The 26,988-nt window shown below is 38.9% G+C and carries 28 protein-coding genes, 2 tRNA genes and 1 pseudogene; 14 read left to right on the top strand and 17 right to left on the bottom strand.

What is annotated here, in order from left to right; translation table 11 throughout:
• Positions 1–51: 51 nt before the first annotated feature.
• From AAGC65_RS12455 to AAGC65_RS12410, 10 genes are all read right to left on the bottom strand, one after another.
• The gene (locus AAGC65_RS12455; RefSeq protein WP_343112779.1) at positions 52–552 is read right to left on the bottom strand and encodes a hypothetical protein; all 501 of its coding nucleotides are present in this window, start codon (positions 550–552) and stop codon (positions 52–54) included.
• Positions 553–694: 142 nt separating this feature from the next.
• Positions 695–904, bottom strand: coding sequence for a hypothetical protein (locus AAGC65_RS12450; RefSeq protein WP_343112778.1), 210 nt, complete (start codon positions 902–904; stop codon positions 695–697).
• Between the two features lie 9 nt (positions 905–913).
• Positions 914–1,390: a hypothetical protein gene (locus AAGC65_RS12445; RefSeq protein WP_343112777.1), complete on the bottom strand. Its 477-nt coding sequence runs from the start codon at positions 1,388–1,390 to the stop codon at positions 914–916.
• Between the two features lie 420 nt (positions 1,391–1,810).
• On the bottom strand, positions 1,811–2,986 hold the full coding sequence (locus tag AAGC65_RS12440; protein ID WP_343112776.1) for a PD-(D/E)XK nuclease family protein: 1,176 nt from the start codon (positions 2,984–2,986) through the stop codon (positions 1,811–1,813).
• A gap of 261 nt (positions 2,987–3,247) precedes the next feature.
• On the bottom strand, positions 3,248–3,712 hold the full coding sequence (locus AAGC65_RS12435; RefSeq protein WP_343112775.1) for a hypothetical protein: 465 nt from the start codon (positions 3,710–3,712) through the stop codon (positions 3,248–3,250).
• A gap of 305 nt (positions 3,713–4,017) precedes the next feature.
• Positions 4,018–5,067 (bottom strand): hypothetical protein, encoded by a 1,050-nt coding sequence (locus AAGC65_RS12430; RefSeq protein WP_343112774.1) that lies wholly within the window; start codon positions 5,065–5,067, stop codon positions 4,018–4,020.
• A gap of 111 nt (positions 5,068–5,178) precedes the next feature.
• Entirely contained in the window at positions 5,179–5,556 is a 378-nt protein-coding gene (locus AAGC65_RS12425; RefSeq protein ID WP_343112773.1) for a hypothetical protein, read from the bottom strand.
• 71 nt (positions 5,557–5,627) lie between these two features.
• Positions 5,628–6,485: a hypothetical protein gene (locus tag AAGC65_RS12420; RefSeq protein WP_343112772.1), complete on the bottom strand. Its 858-nt coding sequence runs from the start codon at positions 6,483–6,485 to the stop codon at positions 5,628–5,630.
• A 67-nt stretch (positions 6,486–6,552) separates the two neighbouring features.
• Positions 6,553–7,830 carry a site-specific integrase gene (locus tag AAGC65_RS12415; RefSeq protein WP_343112771.1) on the bottom strand — a complete coding sequence of 426 codons (1,278 nt, stop codon included), beginning with the start codon at positions 7,828–7,830 and terminating at the stop codon, positions 6,553–6,555.
• A gap of 323 nt (positions 7,831–8,153) precedes the next feature.
• Positions 8,154–8,669 carry a PAS domain-containing protein gene (locus tag AAGC65_RS12410; protein ID WP_343112770.1) on the bottom strand — a complete coding sequence of 172 codons (516 nt, stop codon included), beginning with the start codon at positions 8,667–8,669 and terminating at the stop codon, positions 8,154–8,156.
• Between the two features lie 387 nt (positions 8,670–9,056).
• On the opposite strand from AAGC65_RS12410, the gene AAGC65_RS12405 reads away from it, so the two are divergent.
• The 4 genes from AAGC65_RS12405 (at position 9,057) to AAGC65_RS12390 (ending at position 11,901) form a co-directional block, all read left to right on the top strand.
• Positions 9,057–9,407, top strand: a complete 351-nt coding sequence (locus AAGC65_RS12405) for a VOC family protein (protein WP_343112769.1) — start codon at positions 9,057–9,059, stop codon at positions 9,405–9,407.
• Positions 9,408–9,469: 62 nt separating this feature from the next.
• A complete protein-coding gene (locus tag AAGC65_RS12400) occupies positions 9,470–10,132 on the top strand; it encodes a hypothetical protein (RefSeq protein ID WP_343112768.1) in 663 nt (220 codons plus the stop codon).
• Between the two features lie 156 nt (positions 10,133–10,288).
• Entirely contained in the window at positions 10,289–11,203 is a 915-nt protein-coding gene (locus AAGC65_RS12395; RefSeq protein ID WP_343112767.1) for a ThuA domain-containing protein, read from the top strand.
• Positions 11,204–11,385: 182 nt separating this feature from the next.
• On the top strand, positions 11,386–11,901 hold the full coding sequence (locus AAGC65_RS12390; RefSeq protein ID WP_343112766.1) for a hypothetical protein: 516 nt from the start codon (positions 11,386–11,388) through the stop codon (positions 11,899–11,901).
• A gap of 102 nt (positions 11,902–12,003) precedes the next feature.
• Here the strand turns inward: AAGC65_RS12390 and AAGC65_RS12385 are convergent.
• Positions 12,004–12,077 (bottom strand) — tRNA-Pro (locus AAGC65_RS12385).
• Positions 12,078–12,329: 252 nt separating this feature from the next.
• Between AAGC65_RS12385 and AAGC65_RS12380 the strand changes: the two genes are divergently transcribed.
• The 4 genes from AAGC65_RS12380 to AAGC65_RS12365 are packed head-to-tail and all read left to right on the top strand — an operon-like array spanning position 12,330 to position 17,099.
• Entirely contained in the window at positions 12,330–15,692 is a 3,363-nt protein-coding gene (locus AAGC65_RS12380) for a DUF4175 family protein (protein ID WP_343112765.1), read from the top strand.
• Position 15,693: 1 nt separating this feature from the next.
• Positions 15,694–16,119: an ATP-binding protein gene (locus AAGC65_RS12375; protein ID WP_343112764.1), complete on the top strand. Its 426-nt coding sequence runs from the start codon at positions 15,694–15,696 to the stop codon at positions 16,117–16,119.
• Entirely contained in the window at positions 16,119–16,550 is a 432-nt protein-coding gene (gene ybeY / locus AAGC65_RS12370; protein WP_343112763.1) for an rRNA maturation RNase YbeY, read from the top strand. The genes AAGC65_RS12375 and ybeY overlap by 1 nt, the downstream gene beginning before the upstream one ends.
• Before the next feature lie 33 nt (positions 16,551–16,583).
• Positions 16,584–17,099 (top strand): glutathione peroxidase, encoded by a 516-nt coding sequence (locus AAGC65_RS12365; protein WP_343112762.1) that lies wholly within the window; start codon positions 16,584–16,586, stop codon positions 17,097–17,099.
• Between the two features lie 364 nt (positions 17,100–17,463).
• Here the strand turns inward: AAGC65_RS12365 and AAGC65_RS12360 are convergent, their stop codons facing one another.
• The 5 genes and pseudogenes from AAGC65_RS12360 to AAGC65_RS12340 form a co-directional block, all read right to left on the bottom strand.
• Positions 17,464–17,715 carry a hypothetical protein gene (locus AAGC65_RS12360; protein WP_343112761.1) on the bottom strand — a complete coding sequence of 84 codons (252 nt, stop codon included), beginning with the start codon at positions 17,713–17,715 and terminating at the stop codon, positions 17,464–17,466.
• A gap of 4 nt (positions 17,716–17,719) precedes the next feature.
• On the bottom strand, positions 17,720–17,902 hold the full coding sequence (locus tag AAGC65_RS12355) for an ATP-binding cassette domain-containing protein (protein WP_343112760.1): 183 nt from the start codon (positions 17,900–17,902) through the stop codon (positions 17,720–17,722).
• A 152-nt stretch (positions 17,903–18,054) separates the two neighbouring features.
• Positions 18,055–18,674: pseudogene (locus tag AAGC65_RS12350) on the bottom strand (MlaE family ABC transporter permease).
• A 32-nt stretch (positions 18,675–18,706) separates the two neighbouring features.
• Entirely contained in the window at positions 18,707–18,829 is a 123-nt protein-coding gene (locus AAGC65_RS12345; protein ID WP_343112759.1) for a hypothetical protein, read from the bottom strand.
• A gap of 87 nt (positions 18,830–18,916) precedes the next feature.
• Complete coding sequence (locus AAGC65_RS12340; RefSeq protein WP_343112758.1) at positions 18,917–19,627, bottom strand: pirin family protein; 711 nt, start codon at positions 19,625–19,627, stop codon at positions 18,917–18,919.
• Between the two features lie 54 nt (positions 19,628–19,681).
• Between AAGC65_RS12340 and AAGC65_RS12335 the strand changes: the two genes are divergently transcribed.
• From AAGC65_RS12335 to AAGC65_RS12315, 5 genes are all read left to right on the top strand, one after another.
• Entirely contained in the window at positions 19,682–20,368 is a 687-nt protein-coding gene (locus AAGC65_RS12335) for an NAD(P)H-binding protein (RefSeq protein WP_343112757.1), read from the top strand.
• Complete coding sequence (locus tag AAGC65_RS12330; RefSeq protein WP_343112756.1) at positions 20,365–22,233, top strand: ABC-F family ATP-binding cassette domain-containing protein; 1,869 nt, start codon at positions 20,365–20,367, stop codon at positions 22,231–22,233. The genes AAGC65_RS12335 and AAGC65_RS12330 overlap by 4 nt, the downstream gene beginning before the upstream one ends.
• A gap of 1 nt (position 22,234) precedes the next feature.
• Complete coding sequence (locus tag AAGC65_RS12325; RefSeq protein ID WP_343112755.1) at positions 22,235–22,480, top strand: CBU_0592 family membrane protein; 246 nt, start codon at positions 22,235–22,237, stop codon at positions 22,478–22,480.
• Between the two features lie 223 nt (positions 22,481–22,703).
• The gene (gene mnmG / locus AAGC65_RS12320) at positions 22,704–24,566 is read left to right on the top strand and encodes a tRNA uridine-5-carboxymethylaminomethyl(34) synthesis enzyme MnmG (RefSeq protein ID WP_343112754.1); all 1,863 of its coding nucleotides are present in this window, start codon (positions 22,704–22,706) and stop codon (positions 24,564–24,566) included.
• Between the two features lie 115 nt (positions 24,567–24,681).
• Complete coding sequence (locus AAGC65_RS12315) at positions 24,682–26,340, top strand: Ig-like domain-containing protein (RefSeq protein WP_343112753.1); 1,659 nt, start codon at positions 24,682–24,684, stop codon at positions 26,338–26,340.
• Here the strand turns inward: AAGC65_RS12315 and AAGC65_RS12310 are convergent.
• The gene (locus tag AAGC65_RS12310; RefSeq protein ID WP_343112752.1) at positions 26,330–26,842 is read right to left on the bottom strand and encodes a gamma carbonic anhydrase family protein; all 513 of its coding nucleotides are present in this window, start codon (positions 26,840–26,842) and stop codon (positions 26,330–26,332) included. The genes AAGC65_RS12315 and AAGC65_RS12310 overlap by 11 nt on opposite strands.
• Before the next feature lie 71 nt (positions 26,843–26,913).
• Between AAGC65_RS12310 and AAGC65_RS12305 the strand changes: the two genes are divergently transcribed.
• Positions 26,914–26,986: transfer RNA gene (locus AAGC65_RS12305), tRNA-Gly, on the top strand.
• Positions 26,987–26,988 lie beyond the last annotated feature (2 nt).

Below are 26,988 nucleotides of genomic sequence, written 5' to 3'. Positions count from 1 at the left end.
TTGCGGTTTCCTCCTTGTTTTATGCGAAGTTAATAATAAGTGAATAATACTTTATGCAACTGCGTGCATTTGTTTTCTTCTGGCTGTTGCCGGCTTGTATCTGATCTGTTTAAACGTATGATACTTATTGCTTTGCTCTATGTATTCATACATTTCTGAACAGGTGTTAATGCACCAGTCGGTTCTTACGCAATCCTCAATATTGGTTTCTGTTAGGTCTTTTGAGGTAAGCCTGTAGATATTACGCACAAATGTCGAGGTAATCTTACTGTATTGATTGAATGCTAATACCTCTTCAAATCCATAGTGTATGGCAAAGGAATTTGTCGAATGGCATTCTAAACGGAGGTAAAGTATGGGATTGATAATCTCGTGAATAATGGTGCCGACTATCGGTGCCGATTTTTCTTCTCGTTCCAGAGAGAACCGAAGCTCCTCCCGTTCAAGGGTCGATAGCAGTTGCTTGGCTTGTTTGAGAATAAGAGCATAGGCCATGCTGACTGATTTATTATAAGGTGACAGAATAGGGTTCATGGTTTGTTGCTGTTTCATTAGGGTTTGGTTAAAGGGTTTGCGAAATGTGGTTAAATGAAAAATGCCTGGCTGATTAAGCCAAGCATTTTGAAAGTGTGTTTGATGTAGTATTGGGAAGTGTGACCTTTTAAAGCAAGTGGTTGGATGGTGAACTTTAATATTAGCTATCCTCATTCTTGACCTCATAGATGCGTCTGAGTGGTACGAAGTAAGCGGAATCAAGATATTCTTGCTCTTCAAATGCCTGATATAGCAGGCATTCAGCACGGAACCAATCGTATTCCATCAAATCCTGAACAAAAGGCCATTTGACTAAAATGTAAAGCTCATCAACAGATGTGGAGCTGCTGAATAAATAGGTATTATCCATAGAGGTTAATTAATGAGTGTGAATAAATTGGCTGTCTTGATAGGCTATGGTAGCTTTTAAATGTTCCGGTAAGGCAAGCTGTTTTGGTGTGTGAAAGGTTCTGTTAAGGCCTGCTGCATACCTTAGGAGATGGATTATCTCTGCTTCGAATGGGCAGTTATGAAAATCGTATTCGATCTGCATAACAAATGTAAAATCGCATTCAAGCATAAAGTAAAGATTGTTACTGATGAACCCGTGAAGCCGGAAAGGATCACTCATATCATCTTTATAATCCCTTTCAAAGTAAATTGAGCCTGGTTCGAGGTATTTCTCTTTAACTATTTTAAGGATGCGGTAATATTCGGCAGCAACAATATTATTAGGGGCAAGCAAATGCTTGTGTTGCGTGCCTGGCCGAACCTGTTTCCATCGCTTACTGATGTATCGGTAAGCTCTCGGTGTTGGCAGAGGTTCAGGTTTTTTGTGGTGAATTAGTAGTTCCATTGGGTGTTTTCATGCTGTTTAATGTTTAGTGATTGGATTGTTTTAGGATGATAAGTGATTGAGCGTGTGTTTGCTTGGCAGCATTCTTTGTCAAAATTGCCGACCTTTTGAGTTTGGTCGCACTGGCCGGATTTTATTGTTTGTGGCACACTGCCTTTGCTGTTACAGCACAAAACTATTTCACTTTCATCGAGAACAGGGTGAAGGGGTGATTTCAGACCGCCGTATCTGCGTAAAGCACTTTCAGGAAAATCTAAGAGGTTTAATAGCTTATAGGGAGGGGACGCTTTTTAGGAAAGGCCAGAGGGGTAGTTTTAGAAAATCGGTATTGCTAAAGATGGATGATATGTAAGTTATGATTTCTATCGTTGATTTGAAGGTCTACTATTTGCCCCGCTAATAAATAATGCGATTATGTTCTTACAAGGTAATGTTATTAAAATCCAAAAGACTGACGAGCTCATTAAGTTTATGTTTGAACTGAGTAACCATAGATCCGTCGAACACAGCAGTCCATACTTCTTTACTATCATTCCAGTTATTGTATGGTGCTTCAAAAGTTCTAAATATTGGCCACCAATCAGATGTTTTGGTATCAGATGGCTTTATCTTCACCAATGTCTCTCTTAATTCAGAACTAAATTGCTCTGGTTGTTCAACAATTATTCCATATAATAACGCATTAGAGTAACTTTGAAAGCCGAATCCGATACTAGCATCTTCCCAGCCTTCTCTATAAAAGTATATTCCACTGTATTGCCTGTTAAAATCGACCTCAAAACTTAATTTCAATCCTAATTCTTCTGCAAGGGAATTAAGCTCAGCATTAAATTTGTCGAGCAATTGTTGCTTAATTCCTTTTAAACTATGGATGATGGTAAATGCTGCTTCAACATTGGCATAATTGGAAGTAATAAGTGTTGCTAATTCTTGATTCATCATATCATTCATAGTTTGATTGGTCAGGTATTTAATTAGATTTAGGTATTGGGTAATGGTTTCTCGTATGATTGGATAAATTGCCACTTCTTTCCTACATTGTTCGAGCCAATCCTTAATGTGTTTGGAATACGAAATGCACTTGAAATCCTTGCCCTCAATCAAAGTTCCGTAACTCTCTCTATTAGGCGATTTACCCTCCAAAGTAAGATATAGTAAATCGGCCGTCAGTGAATAATGGTTGTATCTTACGAGTTGATTCTTTTGATCTCCTGCATATATCTTGTTTTCAATAATAATCTGTTTATGATACCTGTCCGTAAGTATAATGTCGATTCTCCCCCCTTCACTTCCAACATCGTTAATGAAACCTGTATGCTTCTCAATCTCGACGGTAGCACTCGGTGTATGAAAATCATTATTCCTAAATTGAACTCTGTCAACAAACAGCTTAAGAAATGCATCCTTTTGCCCATGATTCCCTTTAGGATTTAAAAGCTCCGCTAAAAAAGCTGAATGAAGCCTAACCTCGGATGATTCTAATTTTAGGATACGAAATAAATTAAAATTTTCACCTGTAAGCTCGCTGATTTTGATATAATGCGCATTTAAAGCGTTGACCTGATCTAAAAGGTTCTTAAAGATGTACTGTTCCATTGATGTAATTAGGCTTTACAATATAAAGATTAAAGATGGACATGTTTTGAAATGTTTACCTTTTAAAGCGAATGGACGAAAAGGGTACAATGAAGCATCGAAACAACAGAAGCTGCACTATGGCAGCTTCTGCAATCCAAACATTTGATATCCTCTATAAAAGTATATTTATGAAAATGTTGGATAGATTGATTGATGTTACATCAATCCAAGATAATCACTACCCCATAAATGAGTAATATCATTCAAACTTTGGATTGGCTAATCAAATGGCGACAGCTTAGTTAAATCTTTCTTTTCACCTATGATTGTGATGTGTTGGCCCGAACTTGTTGTTCTTTTAGTTTCAAAAAATTTAGACAGCATGGTCACAGTGGCTTTTGATTTAATATGAGCTTCTACACAAAGCCTGGGTATAATTGTCTTGATATCATGCTCAAGGCGTTCAGAATTGGCGGCAAATTCATTATAAATGAATGGTTGCAATCGCTTTACATCTTTGATTTCTTGCGCAGCCTTTTTATATTTCAGCATGGGTACGGTACTGAAGTTAGCTTTTTCCATACCTTCTAACCCAATAAGGTCATAAATTTCCGTTAGAGCAGGATACAAAGAACGTAAACTTGAGATTAAAGTGTAAGAGTTGTGTAGCACATACTTACCCGGCTTTGAATGATACCTATCGATCTGCCTAAAAGTTTCACGTTGTTGTTCTTTAATGCTCATACGGGTATTGCGTATAATCCTATCTTCGTCGCCTAACAAATATGCCTCATGGATATATGTCGGCATGAAATGGAGTGACTTCTCGGCGAATGCTACTTTTAGTTTGTCAAATGACTGGTAATAGCCCTTTACCCTTTGCTCATGTATATAATTATCTACCATGAAATCATTGATTTGTCCATCTTTAGTAAAATATGCAGTTGTCGGGGATTCGTCTATAAAGAATTGTAAAGTATCCCTACTTCCAGGATGGTCTGATGCTTGAAATAATGCTCTGATTTCATTATAGGTATCAAAACACCCTTTTAAGTAATACTTGGATTCTTCAATAGTTTTTGATTCAAGTTCAGGATTGAAGTTTGTGATAAGGTAATACCGTTTATACCTCTTCTAAAACGACCTGCTATTTGAATAATCTCTGTATGAACATCTAATATACTGTGTTCTGCCGTATGCACATCTGTAACCAACACGACATCGGGCTGATAGTCAAGTTCAATATCGAGCGCAGAGAAATAACGACTGGTGAGAAAGTTATACTTTGATAAATTACTTAAATCTAGTTCAGAACTTGCTCGTCTAAACTTGTTCGCAGTTAGTTTCGCAACACTTTTATCTCCACAATATACATAACTTCTATCTTTCAGGTTTAAAGTATTAACTATGTCGATGATGCAGTTTGTTGAATTTATAAATAAAAATACGGGCTTCTCTGGCTCTTCGGGAAGCTGCCTCTCGAGTGATTCAATAATGTTGTTAGTTCCGATAACTTTGATTTGTTTACGATAATCATACTCAGGCAGTATCTTGTAGTGATTCATTGAGGCTAGCACAGGATGGGAAAAATCTAACGGTGTTGCCGATACAAGTGCCTTGTTTTCAAACTTGATAAACCACTCAATTGGTGCTGTTATCGCGCCTCTATAGCTAACATCGGTTATAATGCGTTCACATTCGTCGAATAATAAAAAGTACTCTTTAAGTAGCGATTCTATGTCATTGGTGAACACTCGAAGTATTTTTTTGAACCCTTCAGGAGTGGTGATTAACTTCTTGTATATTGCTTTAGAGTTGAGATAGTTCTCGATCTGTATATCATCAACACCTTTGTATATCCCAAGGATCTGGGCTTCAGCACCATACTTATCATTGTGAGCTCGTTGTTTAGCTTTAATTACTGGAACATGAGGAACTATGATAATACTATTTCTTTCAGTAAACAGCTCTGATGACGTTGCTCCACACCCTGTTATCTCTTTATGGAGTATGCAATTATTGGGGATTCCTGATGATTTAAAAGGTTCTATGTCTTTAAGAAATTGACCTTTAGTGAGTTTGATTATAGTAGCTTTCATTTTTTAGCAATAAGATTCTTTAGTTGATGAAAAATCACCAGCATTTGATTGATACATTAAGTTGATTTTAAATAAGTGACGGTTGAATCACCGTCACTTTGGATCGAAGATTTACTTTTCTGCTTGTTCTATCAGTTCTTCAAGGGTAAAGTCGATTGTGCAAAGTTTACGAGTGTAATCAAGAATGAAATTCTCCATATTGCCAATCAACATGACCTTGCAACCTTCACCAGTACCTAAGAATGAGGCGTATTTGTAAGGATTACGGCCTTTATCCTCACGTTTTTTACGTGGAAACGCATATTCCCGACCTTGTTTCAAAAGGTCAAAGAACGCTGAAAACTCTTCAACATCATCGATTCGGCCTTTGTCTATGAAATTTAATAGAGTTTCACGATTAAGATACTTTGCAAGAAAAGCTTCTGCTGTTAAAACAACCTTTTGGGTCGGGGAAGATACAGCCAATCTTCGTGTATAGATCTTGTTCATAATAAAACGTCTTTTGTAACTCAGCTGAATTGCTTTGTTTTGACACTGCAATTCTCGTTACAATTGAATGGCTATGAAAAAACCTTTATTTCAAAAGAATATCGATTTTGGTTTCCTTTGTCTTTCAGCTTTTTAACGTATTTCATCAGAGCGTTCCGTAGATAGTCGGATTTGTCATAATCCAGATAGTCAAAAGTCTTGTTCTTAAAAGGTTCATATCTAAGTATAGAGCAAACGTCATAAAGAAAAGCTAATTGCCGGTCACTGAAATTCGTTAAATGATCCTTTTTAAGATGTGTCTCCCCATTTAAATAAGGACATAACATAAAACAAAATTCAAGTGGGATTTGGGTCGTAAGTTGTCTGACTAAAGTTGATTTATCAGTTACTTTCTGACTTGCTAATTTCTTTGCCATATTGAAGTTTATTTCCCCATTATCCCATATTGAATCAAGAAAGGGTAGGTCGAAGTAAAATAAGGGAAGCTTGTCGTATGTTAAGCTTTTAATAAGACTCTTCTTGATTAGATCGGATATAACAGCGTTTTCGATTTTGAAGCCGGTTTTCATGTTTGCACGTTTTTCTGTAAGAGTCAATTCAAAATCAGGGTCGTGAATCGAGATTAGCGTTTTTGCTAGTGCGATTTGACTCGTTAAAACTCCATTGTGTTCTAGGAGAAAGTTGATGTGTTGATTGCCGGAATAGGCGTGCGCTAATATTAAATAATACAGATCATAAGACTTGTCCTTCAGGTCATATTCATTAAACAGACTCTCAAGCCTATTAATTACCTCACCGGTATACTGTTTACCTAATTCTTCAGCAAAGTATTTGAGTGTGTTCATATTATTCCATTCATCGTACAGCACTGTTAATTCTTGATTGAACTTATAGTATTTGGATAACCGTTCAAAGTTTGGTGTATTCATTGAGGATTGTTCTGTGGGGTGAAGATAAACAAAGCAGAATAGTTGAACCACCCTGCTCTAAAAGTTATTACATATCAAACATCTTGTTCTCCCAGCTTTCTATAACACCTTTCTCAAATTCATCGAGATATGTTTGTGTTTGCTCCTGCGTAGCATGCCCTAAAGCTTCTGTAATGAAGCTGGTATTTGCACCTGAACGCTTCAAGCCAGTTGCATAACTATGTCTACCCACGTTGGTAGTAAGCTTTAGTTTAGGCTCTCCTATCTTCTCAGCTAACTTCTTCAAGTTATCGTTAACAGCCTTTATAGCTGTCTTCTTCCTCGTGTACTGTTGCTTCAGTGTAATGTGTATCTTGGGGTTAAGTATGGGGAAGACAAACCCTCCTTCTATTACATAGTTTTCTTTAAAGTATTTAAGTATTCTTGAGTTATGTTCGTTCAAGGGAATCTCGAACTGGCCTCTTGTTTTCTTTCGCACATAGTGGATATGGGTGTCGGATACATCCTTCCACTTCAAGTAAGTCATATCTATGAAGTTCATTCCTCGGCTATAGTAACTGAACATGAAAACCTGTTGAGCAAAGTGCAGTGCTGATCCTGGCTCCAAAGAGAGCTGGCGTAGCTTAGCTATTTTGTCAAGCGTTATAGCGATCTTCTTCGTTTTACTATCCAGGCGTTTGTTTATACTGTACTTTTTCTCACCAAATGGATAGTCCTCCGGTTTTAAAAGTTTGTCTTCAATAGCTTGATTCAGAACTCGCTGTAGATTACGCATTTTGACGCTGATGGTCGTGTCTTTGTTCTTTCGCTCGTTACGTAGCCAGTATTCAAAACTTTCCAAAAAGCGAATGTTGACGTCAGATAATAAGGCATTGGGTCTAAACTTCTTCAAAACACGTTGTGTTTCGTAGTTTAGCCCGGACTGCCCTACCCTACCTTGCTCGTCAAGTATTTTAATTTGAACGGAATAATATTCTTGCAGAGAAGTTATAACAGGTCGCTCTTTATGTTTTAGGTCAGCTTCAAATTGCTCAAAACTAAAAGGTGTCTTCTCAACCTCATACTTTTGAAGCAGCTTCTGAGCCTCAACTAACTTGCCCTCAAGTACAGAATTACATTCTTTGTAATTTGGATGGCTCTTACGAAACTTTCCTAATCCATTGTCTTCTGCTTCGGCAGGCTTCCAATTGCTGAGCGTACATCTGAAGTGTAGAGATTGGTTCGTTACTAATGTTGAGAGAGAATAGTACTTCTTTTCTCTGTTGTTTGTAACTCTGATTGCGATTGAATACTCGTCATTTGTTAGTTTTTTGGTAGTGTTCAATACTACTGATACGGTTGCCATTTGATGCTGATTAAAGCATTAATTGGTAGTACACACGGTAGTACACAAATGATATTTTAGGCCAGATTCAGGATAGTTTAACCTGCTTTACGTTGCGGGAATGCGCTTAATTTGTCCTTAAATGGCAGCACCCCATGCTGGCGCGATACCGGGCTACGCTACATCCCGAAGTGGTTAAACATAATAGCTCAATTAGCAGCCTCAAATGTTTGGAAAGCAAATATAATAAGTGCTCCCGTAAGTGCAAGTGAACATTTTATTTTCTAAATAAATACGGATTATGCTTACTTGTTGCTTTCACCGGATGGCTTTGAAAGCTAAACTTATGAAGTGGTTATTACAAAACTACCTGATATACGCAGAGGGCTGCCATGATCATTATAGGTAATGTTACCTGAGGTCATTAACCATTTTGATTCACCATTATCAAGCGTGGTCATCCTGTAATTCTTAACAATGCGCTTGCCACTTTTCAGAGCTTCGGCAATTGTATTGATCATATCATCTCGAAACTCCTCATCAACAAGCTTTAAACCATCGGTAAGGGTTAAACGCTTTTCTTTTGAAATTCCATAAATCAACCTTCCGTTTTCAGATATGGATAACTCCTGCGTTTCCAGGTTAACAGACCAATAGCCAACATCCGGAAGTTCAACCTCTGTACTGAAGCAATCCAGCGCTTCTAACAGCTTGTTATTGGCCTTGTCGGTTTGTGCATACGCAAGTTCCAACTCTTCGCCAATACTCATCAGTTCGCTTTTTAAATCACTTGCCTCATGACTTAGGGCCTTAACCCTTTCGTTTAAAGCAAGTTCGTTATCTTTTATAATTTGTGGCAACACTGCCAGGTTAGGATTATTTTTGTCTTTTTTATTTTTTATAAAATAAAAATTTATAAAAATCAGGCATGTAATCAGTGAATAAAAAAACAAATTCTGATACCAGCTCCCTACACTCAAGGGGTTTGATAATGAGGAATTTATGGCATTCATTAAGGTCAGGTAAAATTTTTGTTAAATTAATTTGGATTTGCGAAAGTGCAAATAATCTGTCATTAAAACACTTATGAAATTGCAAAACAGACTTAACGGTCAGTTAATTCAGTATAATGTAGTTTTTAACTCCAAAACGCCCTCAAAAATAGTCGCTTATATGCTCTGATCCTCTTTGTTTTTTAATAATTTAGAGTATCTATTTGCTTTTACACAAATTAAATCATTATTACTATGCTTACAGATGTGAACCCCAAATTACCTATGCGTAACAAAGCTATTACTAAAGATTTTTATGTAAATAAATTAGGATTTCAGGAATTTGGCCGTGCCGATTATGATGATTACCTCATGGTACAAAAGGATGACATACAAATTCACTTTTTTATCTTTAAAGAGGTTGACCCTGCAGAAAACTACGGACAGATATATATCCGGACAGATGATATTGAATCGTTTTATCAGCTTGCTAAAAGCCAAAACATAAGTATTACCAAACTGGAACACAAGCCCTGGATGCAGCGCGAGTTCTCCATCCATGACCCTGATAATAATTTGCTTACCGTTGGGCAGAGCATGTTATAAGAGTAAAAATAAAATAAGTTACTTTTAGCCCACAATATCATTTTTAAATCAATACTATTCTAATGAAACCGGTTTTCATTGCCTTATTTGTGTGTTTATTTCTTAACTCATACAGTCAAACACATAATGCTTATGATTTTAAAAAAATTGTTTTTAAAAGTGATTCGGCTGCTTCATTTAATTCACAACTGCCAATTAAATTTGGCATTTTACCCAATATCAAAAATGTACCTTATCAATTTGAATTAAGGCTTTATCCATATTCAAGTTCACTTACTTCAGGCAAAATCATACGGTATTATATTAAAAATGATTCTTTATTTAAAGAGGCATATCAATACGTATTTTATCACAAGCCTGAATTAAACGGTTGGCTACTCGCCAAAAATCAGCCAACCCCTGAGCGATTCTTGATTTACAAAATACAAGAACAAGTTGCATTTATCTTAAATGATGAGCAAATAAGTAATTTAGTTAATTCAAAAGTATTTGAAATTCCTGACTGGGAACAGGAACAGAAAATTCTATTGAAAAACGGTTTGTCAACTGCGAATTTTCCTGCTTTGACTTCGTTTTACTCGTTCTTAGAAATTAAATTAGATACCCATTTCCGTAATCTGAACATAGTATCAGGATCAGAAGCTGCCCAGGTTTATCCCTATTTTCAAAAAGTAAATCACATAGCTAAGCTTCTATCAAATAATCTCATCGATGAAAACCCCTAAGTGTAGGGGTTGATTCACTTTTCAGCATTCACGATATTAACTGAAAAGTTACGGATAAAATAACCATCGTTACTTGTTAACCAGCAACAAATTATTGAGCTTCGAATCGATTAATCTGTATAAGCAAACTAATCATATAATCGATCCTCACTCGAAATGAAAAAATCAATTTGTGCGTTTATTATATTCTTTCATATCGGCTTCCTGGTACAAGCACAAGCCAAACATCATAAACCCATTAGAGTGCTTATAGTAGATGGGTATAGTAATCACGACTGGCAGCAGACTACCAAAATGGTCACACAAATTTTAGGGAAATCTGGATTGTTTACCATCAGTACTTCAACCGCTCCGGCAAACCCAACTGATTCTACGGCCTGGGCAAGCTGGGATCCCCACTTCGGTAAATATGACGTTGTGATTCAAAACACCAATAATATTCAAGCTCCCAAATTGAAATGGCCCCGCCGTATTCAGCAACAACTGGAAAATTATGTCAAAAGCGGCGGCGGACTTTATGTCCTTCATTCAGCAAATAATGCCTATCCGGATTGGGAGGAATATAATAAGATGATCGGGTTGGGCTGGCGCTCAAAAAATTATGGCTATGCCTTAGTTGTTGATTCTTTGGGCCGTATTGATTCTATCCCTCCCGGGCAGGGACAAGAGACCTATCACAATGATCGCAGTAACCTGCTAATCACTATACTTAATGCACATCCCATCAATAAAGGCTATCCTAAACAATGGTTTACGCCCGATGTTGAACTGTACCGTTTTGCACGCGGGCCGGCACAAAACCTTACCGTACTCTCGTATGCTAAAGATCCGCTTACCGGCATTAACTGGCCTGTAGAGTGGGTTTTAAAATATGGCAAAGGTCATGTTTATGTTTCCAGTATGGGCCATTTATGGAAAGGTGATATATACCCGCTTGGCTACAGGTGTGTAGGCTTCCAAACAACAATGATCAGGGCCGCTGAATGGTTGGGTTCTGGCAAAGTGACCTATTCAGTTCCTGAAAACTTTCCAACTACTACCAACATCAGCCTTATTGACGACAAAAAATGATGCAGCTATAATCCGTAATTCAATTATATAAAAAAGCCGCTTTAGAAAACTAAAGCGGCTTTTACTGATGTCACCTTGCCCATACAAATTTCGAACCTTTTCATATATGATTTGGGGAAACTTGCAATGTTATCTATATAGAATATGTTTACTTTAGGGACATATTTTTTAAGTACTACAGAATGAAAGAAACTTTTGAAACTTTTGAAAAACGGTCACATGTCTACAAAATAATATCTTTTGCTATTTTTGCATCGATAACATTTGTCTTCTCTTGCATTTTCTTTTCTAACATTATTTCTAAAGCTCCTCAATTTTTAATGGTCTGTGTTTTTCTTATCTCTATGTTCGTACTTATTTCTTCGATGTTTATTGGAGGTTCGTCAATCAAGACCTATATTATCAACGGACATCTTATCTTAACAGACTCCAGTATTACTCTTAATCAAAATATATATTTTCTAAAAGATTTATTTTGTGTAGAAACCACGGCTGGCAGATATAAAGGTTTAGGAACACGAGGGGGCTTAGATGATGGGACTGGTAATAAAATTACAATTACAACCAAGGATCATATTATTATAAAAACCAAATTTGTAGTAGTTTCTAAAACCCAGAGAGACAATTTGACCAAACTATTAAAATACTGGAAAGCAAATGGTTATAAAATAGTATCAAATGGAATAGATTTGATTTAAGAAATTTCTACTTCCAAAGCTTGACAATCGTCTTTACAGTAAAATAACCTATAAAACAAAAAATCCTGTAGATCAATGGTCTACAGGATTAAAATGATATCGTCGGGATGGCAGGATTCGAACCTGCGGCCTCCACATCCCAAATGTGGCGCGATACCGGGCTACGCTACATCCCGTTTGGTGGTATTTTACACCATTACCTGACTTGCAGGGGCGCAAATGTAATAAGTTGATTGATATTTCATACCATCTGATCAACTTTTTTTTCAGTTTAATTTAATATTGACTTTATTTAAACCGTAGGCATTTGTATAAACACTGTTCAGTTTATTTATTATTGCCACTGTTACAACTTGAAACCAATATTGTATAAATTGCCATGTTTTTACGTTTTAGTTGTATCATATATACACACATAGAGCCGGAATATGAATTCAGCGGAAAATTATGAAGTACTAATCGGTAAGATCAACATCTTTATCAGGAAGTACTATTTCAATAGTTTTTTGCGCGGACTCATATTTTTGGGCGCCGGCCTGTTCACGGCCTACGTGGTTATCACCCTGAGCGAATATTTTGGCAATTTTAATACCGTGCTCAGAACTGTCCTTTTTTACTTTTTCATTCTGCTCAATGCAGGTCTGATATGCTGGCTTATTTTACCATCGTTATTATCGTGGCTTAAACTAAATCGATCTCTCACGCATGATGAGGCTGCCGAAATCATAGGCCGGCATTTTCATGATGTTAATGATAAGCTGCTGAATACCCTGCAGCTCAAAAAGCTGGCTGCTGCCGATGAAAAGCATCGTGCCCTCATAGAAGCCAGTATCGATCAAAAAATCGAAGCTCTGAAACCGGTAAGCTTCCCTTCGGCCATCAATATTCGTGAAAACACAAAATATTTAAAATGGGTTCTGGTTCCCCTGGCCGTTATTGTTGTGCTGGCATTTGCCGCGCCTTCTATATTAACCGAAAGTACCAAAAGGCTCATCAGGCACAATGAATACTTCGCCCCTGTTGCACCCTTTAAGTTTAATGTGCTCAATAAAACCCTTTCGGTTGTGCAGGGCGATGACCTGAAGCTTGACTTGAAGCTCGACGGCGACAAGCTCCCGGCAGATGTTTATGTAGAAACAGCCAATAACACCTTTAAGCTTGATAAAGAAAACATCAGTCGCTTTCATTACCTGTTTACCAACCTGCAGCAAAACACCACGTTTAAATTGATTGCTAACGGCTTCAGTTCTGCTCTTTACACCATCATGGTAAACCAAAAACCGGCATTGCTGAATTTTGATGTAGCACTTACCTACCCTGCTTATCTGCGCAAAAAGTCTGAAAAAATAATCAATGCCGGCGATCTGGTAATACCCGAAGGCACCCAGGTAAAATGGCAACTGCATACACAGCATGCTTCCGGTATACAGTTTTACATAAATGGTGTCACAAAATCGGCAGATTTAAGCGGTACGGATTTGTTTGAATATTCTGAAAAAGTAAATAAAAACGCCATTTATAAATTGGTGCCCGTTAATCCAAAAGTTAACCACCGCGACTCAGCTACCTATCATATTAATGTAATTACTGATGAAGCGCCGGCAATTACCGTTGAGGAAAAGCCCGATTCTATCAGTATGAACGCGCTGTATTTTAACGGAAAAATTCAGGACGATCATGGTTTTTCGTCTTTAACATTCCATTACACCGTTGAGGGTACCGGTAATAACCATCAGCAAAAAACGTTTGTAAAACGTATTAGCACGGCTATGGATCAGGCACAGTCAGATTTTTTTTACTTCTGGAACTTAAAGGAACTGGGTATTGAAGCCGGGGCCCGGGTAACCTATTTTTTTGAAGTTGCCGATAACGACGGTGTAAACGGCCCGAAAAAAGCGCGTAGTGCCGAACGCACTTTAAATATGCCTGATAGCAAGGCCATTAATGAGCAATTAAACGCTGGCACACAGGCCGTGAAGCAAAAAATGCAGTCGGCTATTAAACTGGCAGGTCAGGTTGAACACGATTCGCAAAAGCTGAATGAGTCGTTACTCAATAAAACTACCCTATCGTTTGATGAAAAAAAACAGGTGGAAGATCTGCTGCAAAAACGCCGCGATCTGGAAAACCTGGTCAAAGAGATTAAAGACGAAAATCAAAAAAACCTATATAACCGCCAGGAAAATCAGCAGCAAAACCAGGAGCTGCTGGCCAAGCAAAAACAAATTGAGGATTTGTTTAACAATGTACTTGATCAAAAAACTAAAGATTTGCTGCAAAACCTGCAAAAGCTTTTAGATCAGGAACAAAAAGACGCTACCCTCGATGAGCTTTCAAAAATGCAGATGGATAACAAATCGCTCAAAAAAGAGCTCGACCGTATGCTGGAGCTTTACAAAAAGCTGGAGTTTGATCAAAAGCTGAATCAAAACATTGGCCAACTGAACAAGCTTGCCCAAAAGGAGCAGCAGTTATCAGACAAAACCAATCAGCAGGGTTCTGATCAAAAAGCATTGCAACAAGAGCAGGAAAACCTGAAAAAGGATTTTCAGGACGTAAAAAAGGGATTGGAGGATCTGCAAAAAACAAACGAGCAGGCGGAGCATAAACAGGATTTTGAAAATCCGGAAAAAGAAACTCAAAGCATTGATCAGCAAATGGATCAAAGCAAAAACGAGTTGCAAAAAAACAATAAACCCGGCGCTTCAAAGGCACAAAAGCAGGCCGCAAAACAAATGCAGGATCTGGCGGCCAAAATGCAGCAAAACAATGCCGATGGCGAAAGCAAGGAAAACGCCATTGATGCCCAACAATTACGTGAGCTATTAAAAAGCCTGGTAAACAGTTCATTTAACCAGGAAAAGGTGATGCAAACCTTAAAAACTACCAACCCTACCGATCCATCGTACACTACCCTGTCGCAAAACCAGAAAGATATTAAGGATAACCTTAAAACTGCAGAGGATAGTTTATACTCGCTCAGCAGGCGCATACCGCAAATACAATCAACCGTTAATGAAGAAATAAGCAGCATTAACACCCATATTGACCAGGCCCTTGAAAACCTGGGCGACAGGCGCACAAGCGAAGCTAACCGCCATCAGCAATACGCCATGACCTCCATGAATAATCTGGCGTTACTGCTGAGCGAAGCACTGGAGCAACTGCAAAAACAGATGAGCAAAAGTGGTAAAGGCAAAGGTAAAAAGCAGTCGGTATCGCAATTGGCCAAAATGCAGGAGCAACTTAATCAAAACATGCAAAAGGCCCGCGAGCAAATGCAGCAGCAAGGCAGCCAGGGCAAAAGCCAACAGGGCGATCAGGGTAAAAAGCAACAGAACGGTCAGGGCCAGGGCAGTAATATGAGCGAGCAGTTGGCCCGTATGGCCAGGCAGCAGCAAATGATAAGGCAGGCGTTAGAGCAAATTAACCGTGAAGAAAATAAGGACGGCAAAGGCGGCTTGGGTAATTTGGATAAAATTTCTAAAGAAATGGAACAAACTGAGCATGATCTCGTAAACAGGAAGATTACTGACGACGCCTTAAAAAGACAACAACAAATTCAAAGCCGATTATTGGAAGCTGAAAAAGCCGAACAAGAACGTGAACAAGATAAACAAAGAGAAAGCCAGGCCGGCAAAAGTATACCGCCGGGCTATATAAAAGCGCTGCAGGGGTACCAGCAGCAAAGTAATAAGCAAACGGAGCAAATTAAAACAGTATCTCCGGCACTTAATTTGTATTACAAACAAAAAATTAAAACTTACTTTGATCAACTTAATGCCAAATAATATGGAACAGGCAAATGTTCATACCAGCAGCGAATTGTTTACGTTACAGCTGCCGTCAAAAACGGAAAGCATAGCGCAGCTTGAGTTGTTGATTGAAGAAATTGCTGACAAATATCATGTAGCCGAAGATACTTTTGCCAACATGATGACTTGCCTTAACGAAGCTGCTATTAATGCCATTATGCATGGTAATAAACTGGATGAAACCAAAAAGGTGATCATTAACGCCGAGGTTGATCCTAAACGGATCATATGGACTGTGACCGATGAAGGTGCCGGATTTGATTACAATAACCTGGCCGACCCAACAGCACCCGAAAACCTTGAAAATTTAACCGGACGGGGTGTTTTTATCATCAAACACCTGGCCGATCAGTGCATATTTAACGCTTCGGGCAATACCATCGAACTACACTTTAAAATATAATGCCCGCTATTCAGTTTTTTGAAGAAGATATTAGCTACAAACTAAAAAATAAAGCCCTTGTGCGCCAATGGATCAAAGATACCATCATCGCCGAGGGTTTTAAGTTAAAAGAGCTTACCTACGTTTTTTGTTCAGACGCCTACCTGCTGCCCATGAACCAGCAATATCTTGATCATGATACCTATACAGATATCATTACCTTTGATAATTCGGAGGTAGAAGGCGACATTGTAGGTGATATTTTTATATCTGTTGAACGTATACGTGAAAACGCCGCCAAATTTAAAATAACCGAAACAGATGAAATGCACCGGGTAATTATTCATGGCGCGCTGCACCTTTTAGGATATACGGATAAAACTATTGTTACAAAGCAGAAAATGACTCAAAAAGAGGATGAGTATTTGGCTAAAAGAACTTTTAATAGCTAAATTTACTCTGTTTTATTATCAATTTTAAACCAAATGAAATTACTGACTTTAATATTAGCGTTCCTGTTTATCTCGGCGCCATCATCTGTTTATGAATTTAAACTGAAAACCATCGACGGGCAGGATTTTTCGCTGGCCAAATACAAAGGCAAAAAAGTACTTATTGTAAATACGGCCTCAAAATGTGGCTTCACTAAGCAATATGCCGATCTGGAAAAACTATCTGAGCAATACAAAGGCAAATTAGTAGTGGTTGGTTTCCCGGCCAATAATTTTGGCGGTCAGGAACCAGGTACCAATCAGGACATTAAAACTTTCTGTAAAGAAAACTTTTCGGTAACCTTTCCTATGAGTGGAAAGGTTAGTGTAAAAGGATTGGATATTGATCCTTTGTTCCAGTACCTGACCACTGCACCCAACCCAGAATTTACAGGTGAGATCAAATGGAATTTTGAAAAATTCCTGGTTGACGAAAACGGTAAACTGATTCACCGTTTCAGGTCACAAACTACTCCATTATCTGAAGACATTACCAAATATCTGAACTAAGAATATTGTACGTTAAAGCAAAAAGCCCCCGTTATACGGGGGCTTTTTTTATTCCATTTTGTTTATCAGAAAAAGTGCCTGTTTTTTAGGGCTACCGTTTCGGCTATATGTATAGTATTCTATATAGTTGTAGTTAGTTGTGTTAATTACCTGTAAATTTTATGACACAAAATTTACACGAATCAGCTGTTATCTATGACGAAATAACATTTAAATCTAACGAAATAAACTTTACAAATCATTCAAAGTCTGACTTTTGGATAATTTTATAATGTGTCTATTAATCAATAATGATTTGTGTTTCTTAACAATATCGAATGTTAACTCCGCATTAATTACCGCTATTTTCTTTGGCGTCCGCTTTCTATTTCGCTGCCTTTTCGGTGGCTTTTTGTTTTTCCTTCTGCGCTTTTTCGATAGAATTCTGTTTGGCTTTGGCAGCCTTTTTCTTTTTGTTAAAAAAGCCACGCAACAGGAAATTATACGGTAGCTTGTCTATAGCATCCAACAGACCAACACCATTAAGCACCTCCTCTACCCGTTTATCTATTTCCTGCTGATCATTCATCTCGAGTACACGGGATAAGGGAAATTCCAGGTTCTCGCGCACGGTCATGGAATCATAAAGCTCCGCTCTGGAACAGGAAACCTATTTTTATCCGCAGTTGTTTCAGTTCTTCATCATTCAATTCGGCAACATTCTCCCTAAAAACAGTGATCTCGCCTTCATCAGGTTTAAGCAAGCCTACAATACATTGTATAGTTACCGATTTACCCTGACCAGATTTACCTAAAACCACCATGTTTTCTCCCCTTTCAAGTCGAAGGTGATATTCCTGAGCACTTCCTTATCCATAAACCCTTTTTGAGGCCTTTAGCATGAATAACGACCGCATCATACTTTTTAGCAAGCGCTGCTTTTTGGGTATCGGTATGTTTTTCCACCGCTTTCATATCAATGATAAAATAACAAACTGGTGATTTGAACGGCTATGGCATCAATAACAAATATCCAAAGGGAGGCGGTTACAACGGCCGAATTGGCTGATATACCCACGCTCTCGGTACCTTTATTGGAATGATAGCCCTTATAACAACCTGCAAAACTTATCGCGAAGCCAAAAAACACGATTTTAACAATTGCCGGTAGCAGATCTGAAAAGTCAAGGGATGAAATAGATTTGGTAAAATAAAGAGACAGGCTGATGTTATCAGTAATATTTAGCGCCAGGAAGCCCTAAACAGACCTATAACGTCGCCAATTATGATCAGCAGGGATACCATGACACTGATTGCCAAAACGCGCGTAACAACGAGATATTGCAGCGGGTTGGCACTTGATACCTCCATCGCGTCTATTTGCTCGATAACCTTCATGCTCCCAAGCTCGGCGCCTATGCTCGAAGCTATTTTACCAGCGCATATAATTGCCGTTATAACAGGCCCTATCTCACGTATTAAGGATACGGCCAGCGTTTTAGGCAACATACTGGCGGCTCCCAGCTCAACTAATGATGGCCTGAGCTGTACAATTAAAACCAACCCCATGATAAAGGAGGTTATACCCACCAGCATCATGGAGCGGTAGCCTATTTCATAACACTGCCTTACAAATTCAGAGCATTCAAAGCCGCTTGTAAAAATGTTTCTGAAAAATCAGGTAAAAAACACACATTGCTCACCAATGCCCGGTGCCCGCTTTTCCATCCGGTAATTGCTTGTTCTGCCATACGTTAATATTTTACTTGAGATAAAACAGTGTTTTGCCTCCATATTCGCAGTTCAAGAAAATTAACCTTAGGTTTCGGTTAGCAGGTTTATGACATTGGTACGTCAATGATCAAAAAACGGGAAAGTTCTTCGGGTTCAATTATAAATGAACTGGTATCATAAACACCCAGCGCGTCTCTTTTGTTTAATATGGTACTGTTTATTTTGATAGCACCCTCTAAAACAAATACGTAGGCGCCATTGCCAATGGTTTTAATGTCGTAGTCTATTTGCTGCCCAGCTTCAAAATTACCTATACTAAAAGTGGCATCCTGGTTTATCCAAAGGGTATCCGGGTTTTCAACCGGCGATACCAGGGTTACCAGCTTATTCATGGTTAAAGCATCGGTAAAATTCTTTTGATCATAACGCGGCTGTATATCCCTTACCTTAGGAAAAACCCATATTTGCAGCGTTTTAGCCTCTGCTGTTCTGGAAGCATTGTACTCCGAATGATAAACACCTGTCCCGGCCGACATGATCTGTACTTCGCCTGCGGTTATCACGCCAGAGTTGCCCATACTGTCTTTATGTTCTAAACCGCCTTCTATAGGTATGGTCACAATTTCCATATTATCATGCGGGTGCGTTCCAAAGCCTCTCCCGGCAGCTATAATATCATCATTTAATACTCTTAGTACTCCAAAATGCACTTTATCAGCATCATAGTATGAGGCAAAGCTGAACGAGAAGTTCGCTTTTAACCAACCTATATCATTTTTTCCACGTTCGTTTTCGGGATAAAATATTGTTTTCATGGATTTCCTCCTATTATATGTTTAAACATACAATTTTTATTCCACAATTTAATTATGCGTATTTTTGCAAAAATTATGCGTACAATGGCAAATAAAGCTATTATTGCAGGTTCAAGCGGACTAATTGGCAGTAAATTATTGGATATTTTGCTGCAGGAAGCTTTTTATGATGAGGTTTTAATTCTGGTCAGAAAAGAATTGCCACTAAAGCATCATAAATTGACCCAGTTGGTGGTTGATTTTAACCGGTTAGATACTAATAAAGATCACCTAACCGGCCATGCCCTGTTTTGCTGCCTGGGCACAACCAAAGCCAAAACACCTGATAAGGCTGTTTATCGTGCAATTGACCATGATTACCCTTTGCAATTGGCGCAATTCGCACATCAAAATGGCATGGAACAATACCATTTGGTGTCGTCAATAGGTGCAAACGCGGCTTCATCGGCCTTTTATCTTAAAACAAAAGGCGAAACCGAGAACGATCTGCAAAAGGTAGGTTTACCTGCTCTGTATATCTATCGCCCATCGCTGTTAACCGGCGACAGGCAGGAAAAGCGGGTAATGGAAAAAATAATAACTGCACTATATATAATAATAAACCCTTTACTATTTGGCGGGTTAAAAAAATACAGGAGTATACCAGCGGCAACGGTGGCAGCTGCCATGTGCAGGCAATCAATACAAAATACAAAGGGCTTGTTTATTTACGAGTCTGATAAAATAAAACAATTAGCGTGAGTACTTACATTTCTGCCGAGAATCTTGGTCATCAGTTTCATGACAACTGGCTTTTTAAAAACATCACCATTGGTATTAACCGTGGGCGCAGGGTTGCGCTGGTGGGTGTTAACGGAGCGGGTAAATCTACCCTGTTAAAATTACTATCGGGCCAGCTTAAGCCTACCGAAGGCAAGGTGGTGCAAAGCCGTGACCTGAACATGGGTTACCTGGAGCAAGACCCTCATTTTAAAAATGCTGTTACCATTAGCGATTACATTTTTCATGCTGATGATGTACAGCAGCAGCTGATCCGTCGGTATGAAGAGCTGTTGGAGAATGAACCTGACAATGCCAAGGCTATTGAAAAGGTAATGGAAGAGATGAGCAACGTTGATGCCTGGGAATATGAGTATAAGATCAAGACCATTTTGGGCCGGTTGGATATTCATCACCTCAACCAAAAGATCAACACCCTATCGGGTGGGCAAAAGAAACGTTTGGCACTGGCCAAGCTGTTAATAGAAGATCCGGAAATTTATATTCTGGATGAACCTACCAACCACCTGGACATTGATACCATTGAGTGGTTGGAGAAACTTCTGACCGAAGGTAATAAAACCATACTGATGGTTACTCACGACAGGTATTTCCTGGACAATGTTTGTAACGAGATATTGGAGATAGACCGCGGCAAGATACTCCCCTACAATGGCAGCTATGGCTACTACCTGGAAAAGAAAGCTGAGCGCGATGCAGCCGACGAAGCAACCTTTCAAAAAAACAGCAACCTGCTACGCAAGGAGCTGGAATGGATGCGCCGTCAGCCTCAGGCCCGCGGAACCAAATCAAAGGCACGTATTGATGCTTATTACGAGCTGGAAGAAAAAACCAAGGCTGGCGGTATTCGCGACAAAGTGGAGCTAAGTGTTAAAACAGCACGCCAGGGCAATAAGATCATGGAGATGGAGCACCTGTATAAATCATTTCGTGACCATACCTTTATTAAAGACTTTAGCTATACCTTTAAAAAAGGCGACCGTATAGGTTTAGCCGGACGTAATGGTAGTGGTAAATCAACCCTGCTTAATTTAATCACCGGAGCTCTGCAGCCTGATCAGGGAACTGTTGTTAAGGGTGAAACCACTGTAATAGGATACTTTCACCAGGCTGGCTTAACCTTTAAGGAAGATGAAAGGGTTATTGATGTTGTAAAGAACGTAGCGGAGTTTATCACGATGGCTGATGGTAAAACCATATCAGCCTCTGCCCTGCTTACGTTGTTCCTGTTCCCTCCTGCTAAGCAATACGGTTTTATATCAAAATTGAGCGGCGGCGAAAAGAAACGTTTACAGCTGATGAGCATCCTGATGAAAAACCCAAACTTTTTGATTCTGGATGAGCCTACCAACGATCTTGATATTGATACGCTAAACGTATTGGAAGAGTTTTTAACCAATTATGGCGGTGTATTGATGATGGTATCGCACGATAGATATTTGTTAGATAAGTTGACCGAACAGCTTTTCATAATGGAAGAAGGCGGCAACGTACGTATATATAATGGCAACTATTCGTCATACCGTTTAGAGTTAGAAGAAGCTAAGCAACAGAATAAAAAAGCTCCTGTTGCCCCCGCTCCTGTTGCTGCCCCCGTTCCTAAAAAGAGCAAACTAAATTTTAAGGAAACCAAGGAACTGGAAACACTGGAAAGCGAAATTGAGCAGATAGAAAACCAGTTAAAAGATAAAAACAACCAACTAAACGCGGTAGGTATTGAAGCTTCAAAACTTAACGAGATCATTGGCCAGATTGAAACTTTAAACAAGCAATTGGATACTAAAAGCACTCGTTGGATGGAATTAACTGAACTAAAAGAATCATAATATGAAGACTTCGGATATCATAGCATCTGTTGGCGTAATTATCCTTTTAATAGCTTTTTTATTAAATTTATATAAGAAACTACCAGCAGAAAGCAAGCTTTATAGCCTTTTAAACTTCCTTGGTGCAGGTACCTGCTGCTACGCGTCATATATGGTCAGCTTCTATCCTTTTGTAGTATTAGAAGGCGTATGGGCATTTGTTGGTTTAATATCATTATTCAGGGTTCCACGTGGAACATCTGTATAGAATAGATAATTTTGCAGGCTAACGCCTGCTTTAAATAAATTTTTATAACCATGTTCCACGTGGAACATGGTTATAAAAACAAACTTTACATACTTTAAATAGTAAACGTTTAATCACTGATAATCTACCTGTCAGGACTATATTTTAAACCTTATACAAGTACTATTTAAGCTATAATCAATAGAAAAAATTAGAATGTTCCACGTGGAACATGGAGGTAAAAATGTTTAAGAAATATAATGTAATAGTTGTTGGTGCAGGCCATGCCGGCTGTGAAGCTGCTGCTGCTGCTGCCAACCTCGGATCATCTGTTTTATTGATCACCATGAACATGGGAACCATTGCACAGATGAGTTGTAACCCCGCTATGGGCGGTGTTGCTAAGGGCCAAATAGTGCGCGAGATTGATGCTTTGGGTGGATATTCTGGTATTATTACTGATAAAACCTCCCTGCAATTCCGCATGCTTAACCGCTCGAAAGGTCCTGCCATGTGGAGCCCACGAGCGCAAAGTGACCGTATGCGTTTTGCAGAAGAGTGGCGTTTAGCTCTTGAAAATACCCCTAATGTCGACTTCTGGCAGGACACCGTTAATGCCCTATTGGTAAAAGATAATACCATTAAAGGTGTACGTACATCTATAGGTGTAGAGATAGAAGCTGATGCTGTTGTACTCACTAATGGTACTTTTTTAAATGGTATCATCCACATAGGTGAAAAGCGATTTGGAGGCGGTAGAGCCGGTGAAAAGTCAGCTACTGGCTTAACCGAACAGTTGGTTGAACTGGGCTTCGAATCGGGCCGAATGAAGACCGGTACCCCTCCCCGTATTGATGGCCGTAGCCTAAACTATAGCCTCATGGAAGAGCAATGGGGTGATGAAGAACGTGGCCGTTTTTCATTTACCGATGTGGAGATGATACAACAACAACGCTGCTGCTGGATCACCTATACCAATCTTAAGGTACACGAAACCCTGAAAGAAGGCTTTGAAAAATCGCCCATGTTTACTGGCCGTATTAAAGGTTTAGGCCCTCGTTACTGCCCGTCTATTGAGGATAAAATAAACCGTTTTGCTGAGCGTGACCGTCACCAGATATTTGTGGAACCAGAAGGATTGAATACCGTAGAGATCTATGTTAACGGATTTTCTACCTCCCTTCCGGAGGATGTACAGTATCGTGCACTTACCCAGATACCAGGCTTTGAGAACGCCAAAATGTTCCGCCCGGGTTATGCTATCGAATACGATTACTTCCCGCCTACCCAGTTAGGTTTAACTTTAGAAACCAAATTGGTGAGCAACTTATACTTTGCCGGACAGATCAACGGTACCACCGGTTATGAAGAAGCAGCATCACAAGGCTTCATTGCAGGTATCAACGCGCACCAAAAAATCAATGATAAACATGAGCTGATACTAAAAAGATCAGAATCATACATTGGTGTTTTAATAGATGACCTGGTAACAAAAGGTACCGAAGAACCATACCGCATGTTCACATCAAGAGCCGAACACAGGCTATTGCTGCGCCAGGATAATGCCGATATCAGGTTGAGCCCTATGGGTCATGAGCTTGGTTTGATCAGCGATGAGCGTTTAGAAAAGGTAAAACAGAAGGTTAAAAATTCTGATGATATTGTAGCTTACACCAAAAGTAAATCTATCGATCCATCAAATGTAAATACCTTGTTAGAGGAATTAGGTACCAGTCCCCTATCGCAAAATGCCAAACTATTTAATTTATTGAGTCGCCCTCAGGTTGGTTTTAATGAGCTTAAAAAAGCTGACGCTCCTCTGACTGAATTACTATCGGCCTATGATAAAGAAACTATTGAGCAGGCTGAAATAAAAATTAAATATGAGAGTTACTTTATAAAAGAACTGGAAATTGTTGACCGCATGAAGAAGATGGAAGACCGGGAAATTAATCCCGAATTTAATTACCATACTTTGGTATCACTTTCAAAAGAAGCACGCGAAAAATTAATGAAGATAAAACCACGCACCTTAGGTCAGGCCTCCCGAATTTCGGGTGTTTCGCCGTCTGATATCTCGGTTTTGATGGTACATGTATCAAGATAGTATATAAACAACTGATAATTAATTAGTTATAAAATATCGCTTTAAATCAATTATTTTCAATTTTTAATATTACCGTTCATAAAAACATAAAAATCGCTTATATCGCCTAAAAACCATGTTAAACAAAAAACAGGTCAATTATTACAGTTTTATACCCTATTTTATTGTTGTTTTATTCCTTTTTGCGTGCGCTGCCCAGCAACCACCCCAGGGCGGGCCCCGTGACCACACACCTCCCAAATTGGTGAAGGCTGTACCCGCGAATAAAACACGTAATTTTAAAGCCAAAGAAATTGACCTGGAATTTGACGAGTTCATTAAACTGACCAATCAGTACCAGGAGATCAGTATGAGCCCGGCGATGGAAAAATTACCGGAATACAATTCGAACAAACGCAACCTGAAAATAAAATTTAAAGACACGTTGCTGAAAAATACAACCTACGTGATCAGCTTCGGAAAATCGATACAAGATGTGAACGAAAGTAACGTGCTGAAAAATTTCACCTATGTTTTTTCAACCGGCAGCCATATAGACTCGTTAAGTATATCCGGGACTGTAACTAATACGCTAACTCAGGAAAAAGAGAAAGATGTTACTGTTTTTATTTTCCCCGTTAAGCAGGATACTCTTTTTGGAAAAAAGAAACCAAGCATTTTTGCTGCTACAGATTCATCAGGAAATTTTAGTCTGAACAATCTACGTGAAGACGATTACAACATCTATGCCTTGAAAGAGGCCTCTCCTAACAAGATATTTGATAATGAAGCCAACGAGTTGATTGCCTTCCAGAAAAATCCTATTCACTTACGGTCTGACACTTCAAATGTTCAGCTTAATTTATTTAAACAGCTACCTCAAAAATTCAGGATAGCCGAGAAAAAATTTGATACAGATGGAAAGTTGTTTTTTGTTTTTAATAAGGCTTTAAATAACCCGGGAATGAAAGTTATTTATCCCGCTGATATTGATAATCAAAAACAGGTAGAGTTCAGTAAAACCAAGGATACGGCCTCTGTATATATGCGCAATATGACTTTTGATTCTATCCGTGTGGCCATTTATGACGATGGGAAACCTATTGATTCGGTATCGCTCACTAAAGGTAAAAAGGAGAGTTTTCAGCGTACGCTTACATTTAAATACAATATCAATGGCAATAATTTGCTTAAGCCAGGCAACGATCTGAAAATAACGGCGAGCTTACCCATAGAAAATTTCAATAACGGTCAGATAACCTTAAACGAGGATTCTATACCTGTTGTACAAAGCGATTACACCCTGCAAAAAGATACAGGAAACTTTAAAAACCTAAACATCAAATACCGCTGGCGGCAAGGAAGTAAGTATGAACTTATTTTTAATGAAGCCGCGTTCACCTCCATTTATGGCGAAAAAAATAAAAGGGTATCTAAAAAGTTCCAGGTAGATAAAACTGAAAACTACAGTACCCTCACCATAAAAGTTACTGTACCCGATACTGCTAAAGCCTATGTAGTTGAATTATTAAGCGATAAGGGTGAAAAGAAAGAGATACTCCAAAGCAATTACATCAGGCGTAATACCTCATTGGTTTATCGTAATTATTTGACCGGTAAATACATGGTCAGAGTTATTTATGATGAAAACCGTAATGGCAAATGGGACAGCGGTAACGTAAAGCAAAAGCGACAGCCCGAGAATATATGGGTAAGTGATAAAGAAATATCCCTTCGGCCCAACTGGGAGGCCGAAGAGGCTATTACCATACCCAAGGAGCATATTACTCCTTAAACCAACCAGAATACATGATATAGTTATTAGGTAATTGTTTGAGCAAGGCTTTTTGCTCATCTGTTAATGGCTTTATCTTCTTTGCTGGAATGCCGGCATATAAGTATCCTGATTCGCAAATGGTATTTTCCAATACTACAGCACCTGCAGCAATGATCACAAACTCGTTCACTACGGCATGATCCATCACGATGGCACCCATACCTACCAGCGTATGATCATGAAGCGTACAACCGTGTACAAGGGCGTTATGCCCAATAGATACATAATTACCGATGTTGGTAGGTGCCTTTAAATAAGTAGCGTGTATAACGGCTCCATCCTGAATATTGGTGTTATCGCCTATTTTTATATAATGCACGTCACCACGAATTACGGCATTGAACCAGACCGAGCAATTAGCTCCCATCACTACATCGCCAACAATGGTAGCATTAGGTGCAATAAAGCAATCATTGCCCCAAACCGGGCTTTTATCTTTCACAGGTAGTATAACAGGCATATATATTAATTATTGATTTGTTGATTGATTGGATTATTGAATTTTTAATTATGTTTGATTATCAATTTTAAGCGGAAATAGCTCAGCTGGTAGAGCATCAGTTTCCCAAACTGAAGGCCGCGGGTTCGAATCCCGTTTTCCGCTCA

It is taken from the genome of Mucilaginibacter sp., assembly GCF_039207105.1.
Lineage (GTDB): Bacteria > Bacteroidota > Bacteroidia > Sphingobacteriales > Sphingobacteriaceae > Mucilaginibacter.
Note: the sequence above shows the minus strand (reverse complement) of the source record. Positions and strands in the feature narration are given on the sequence as shown.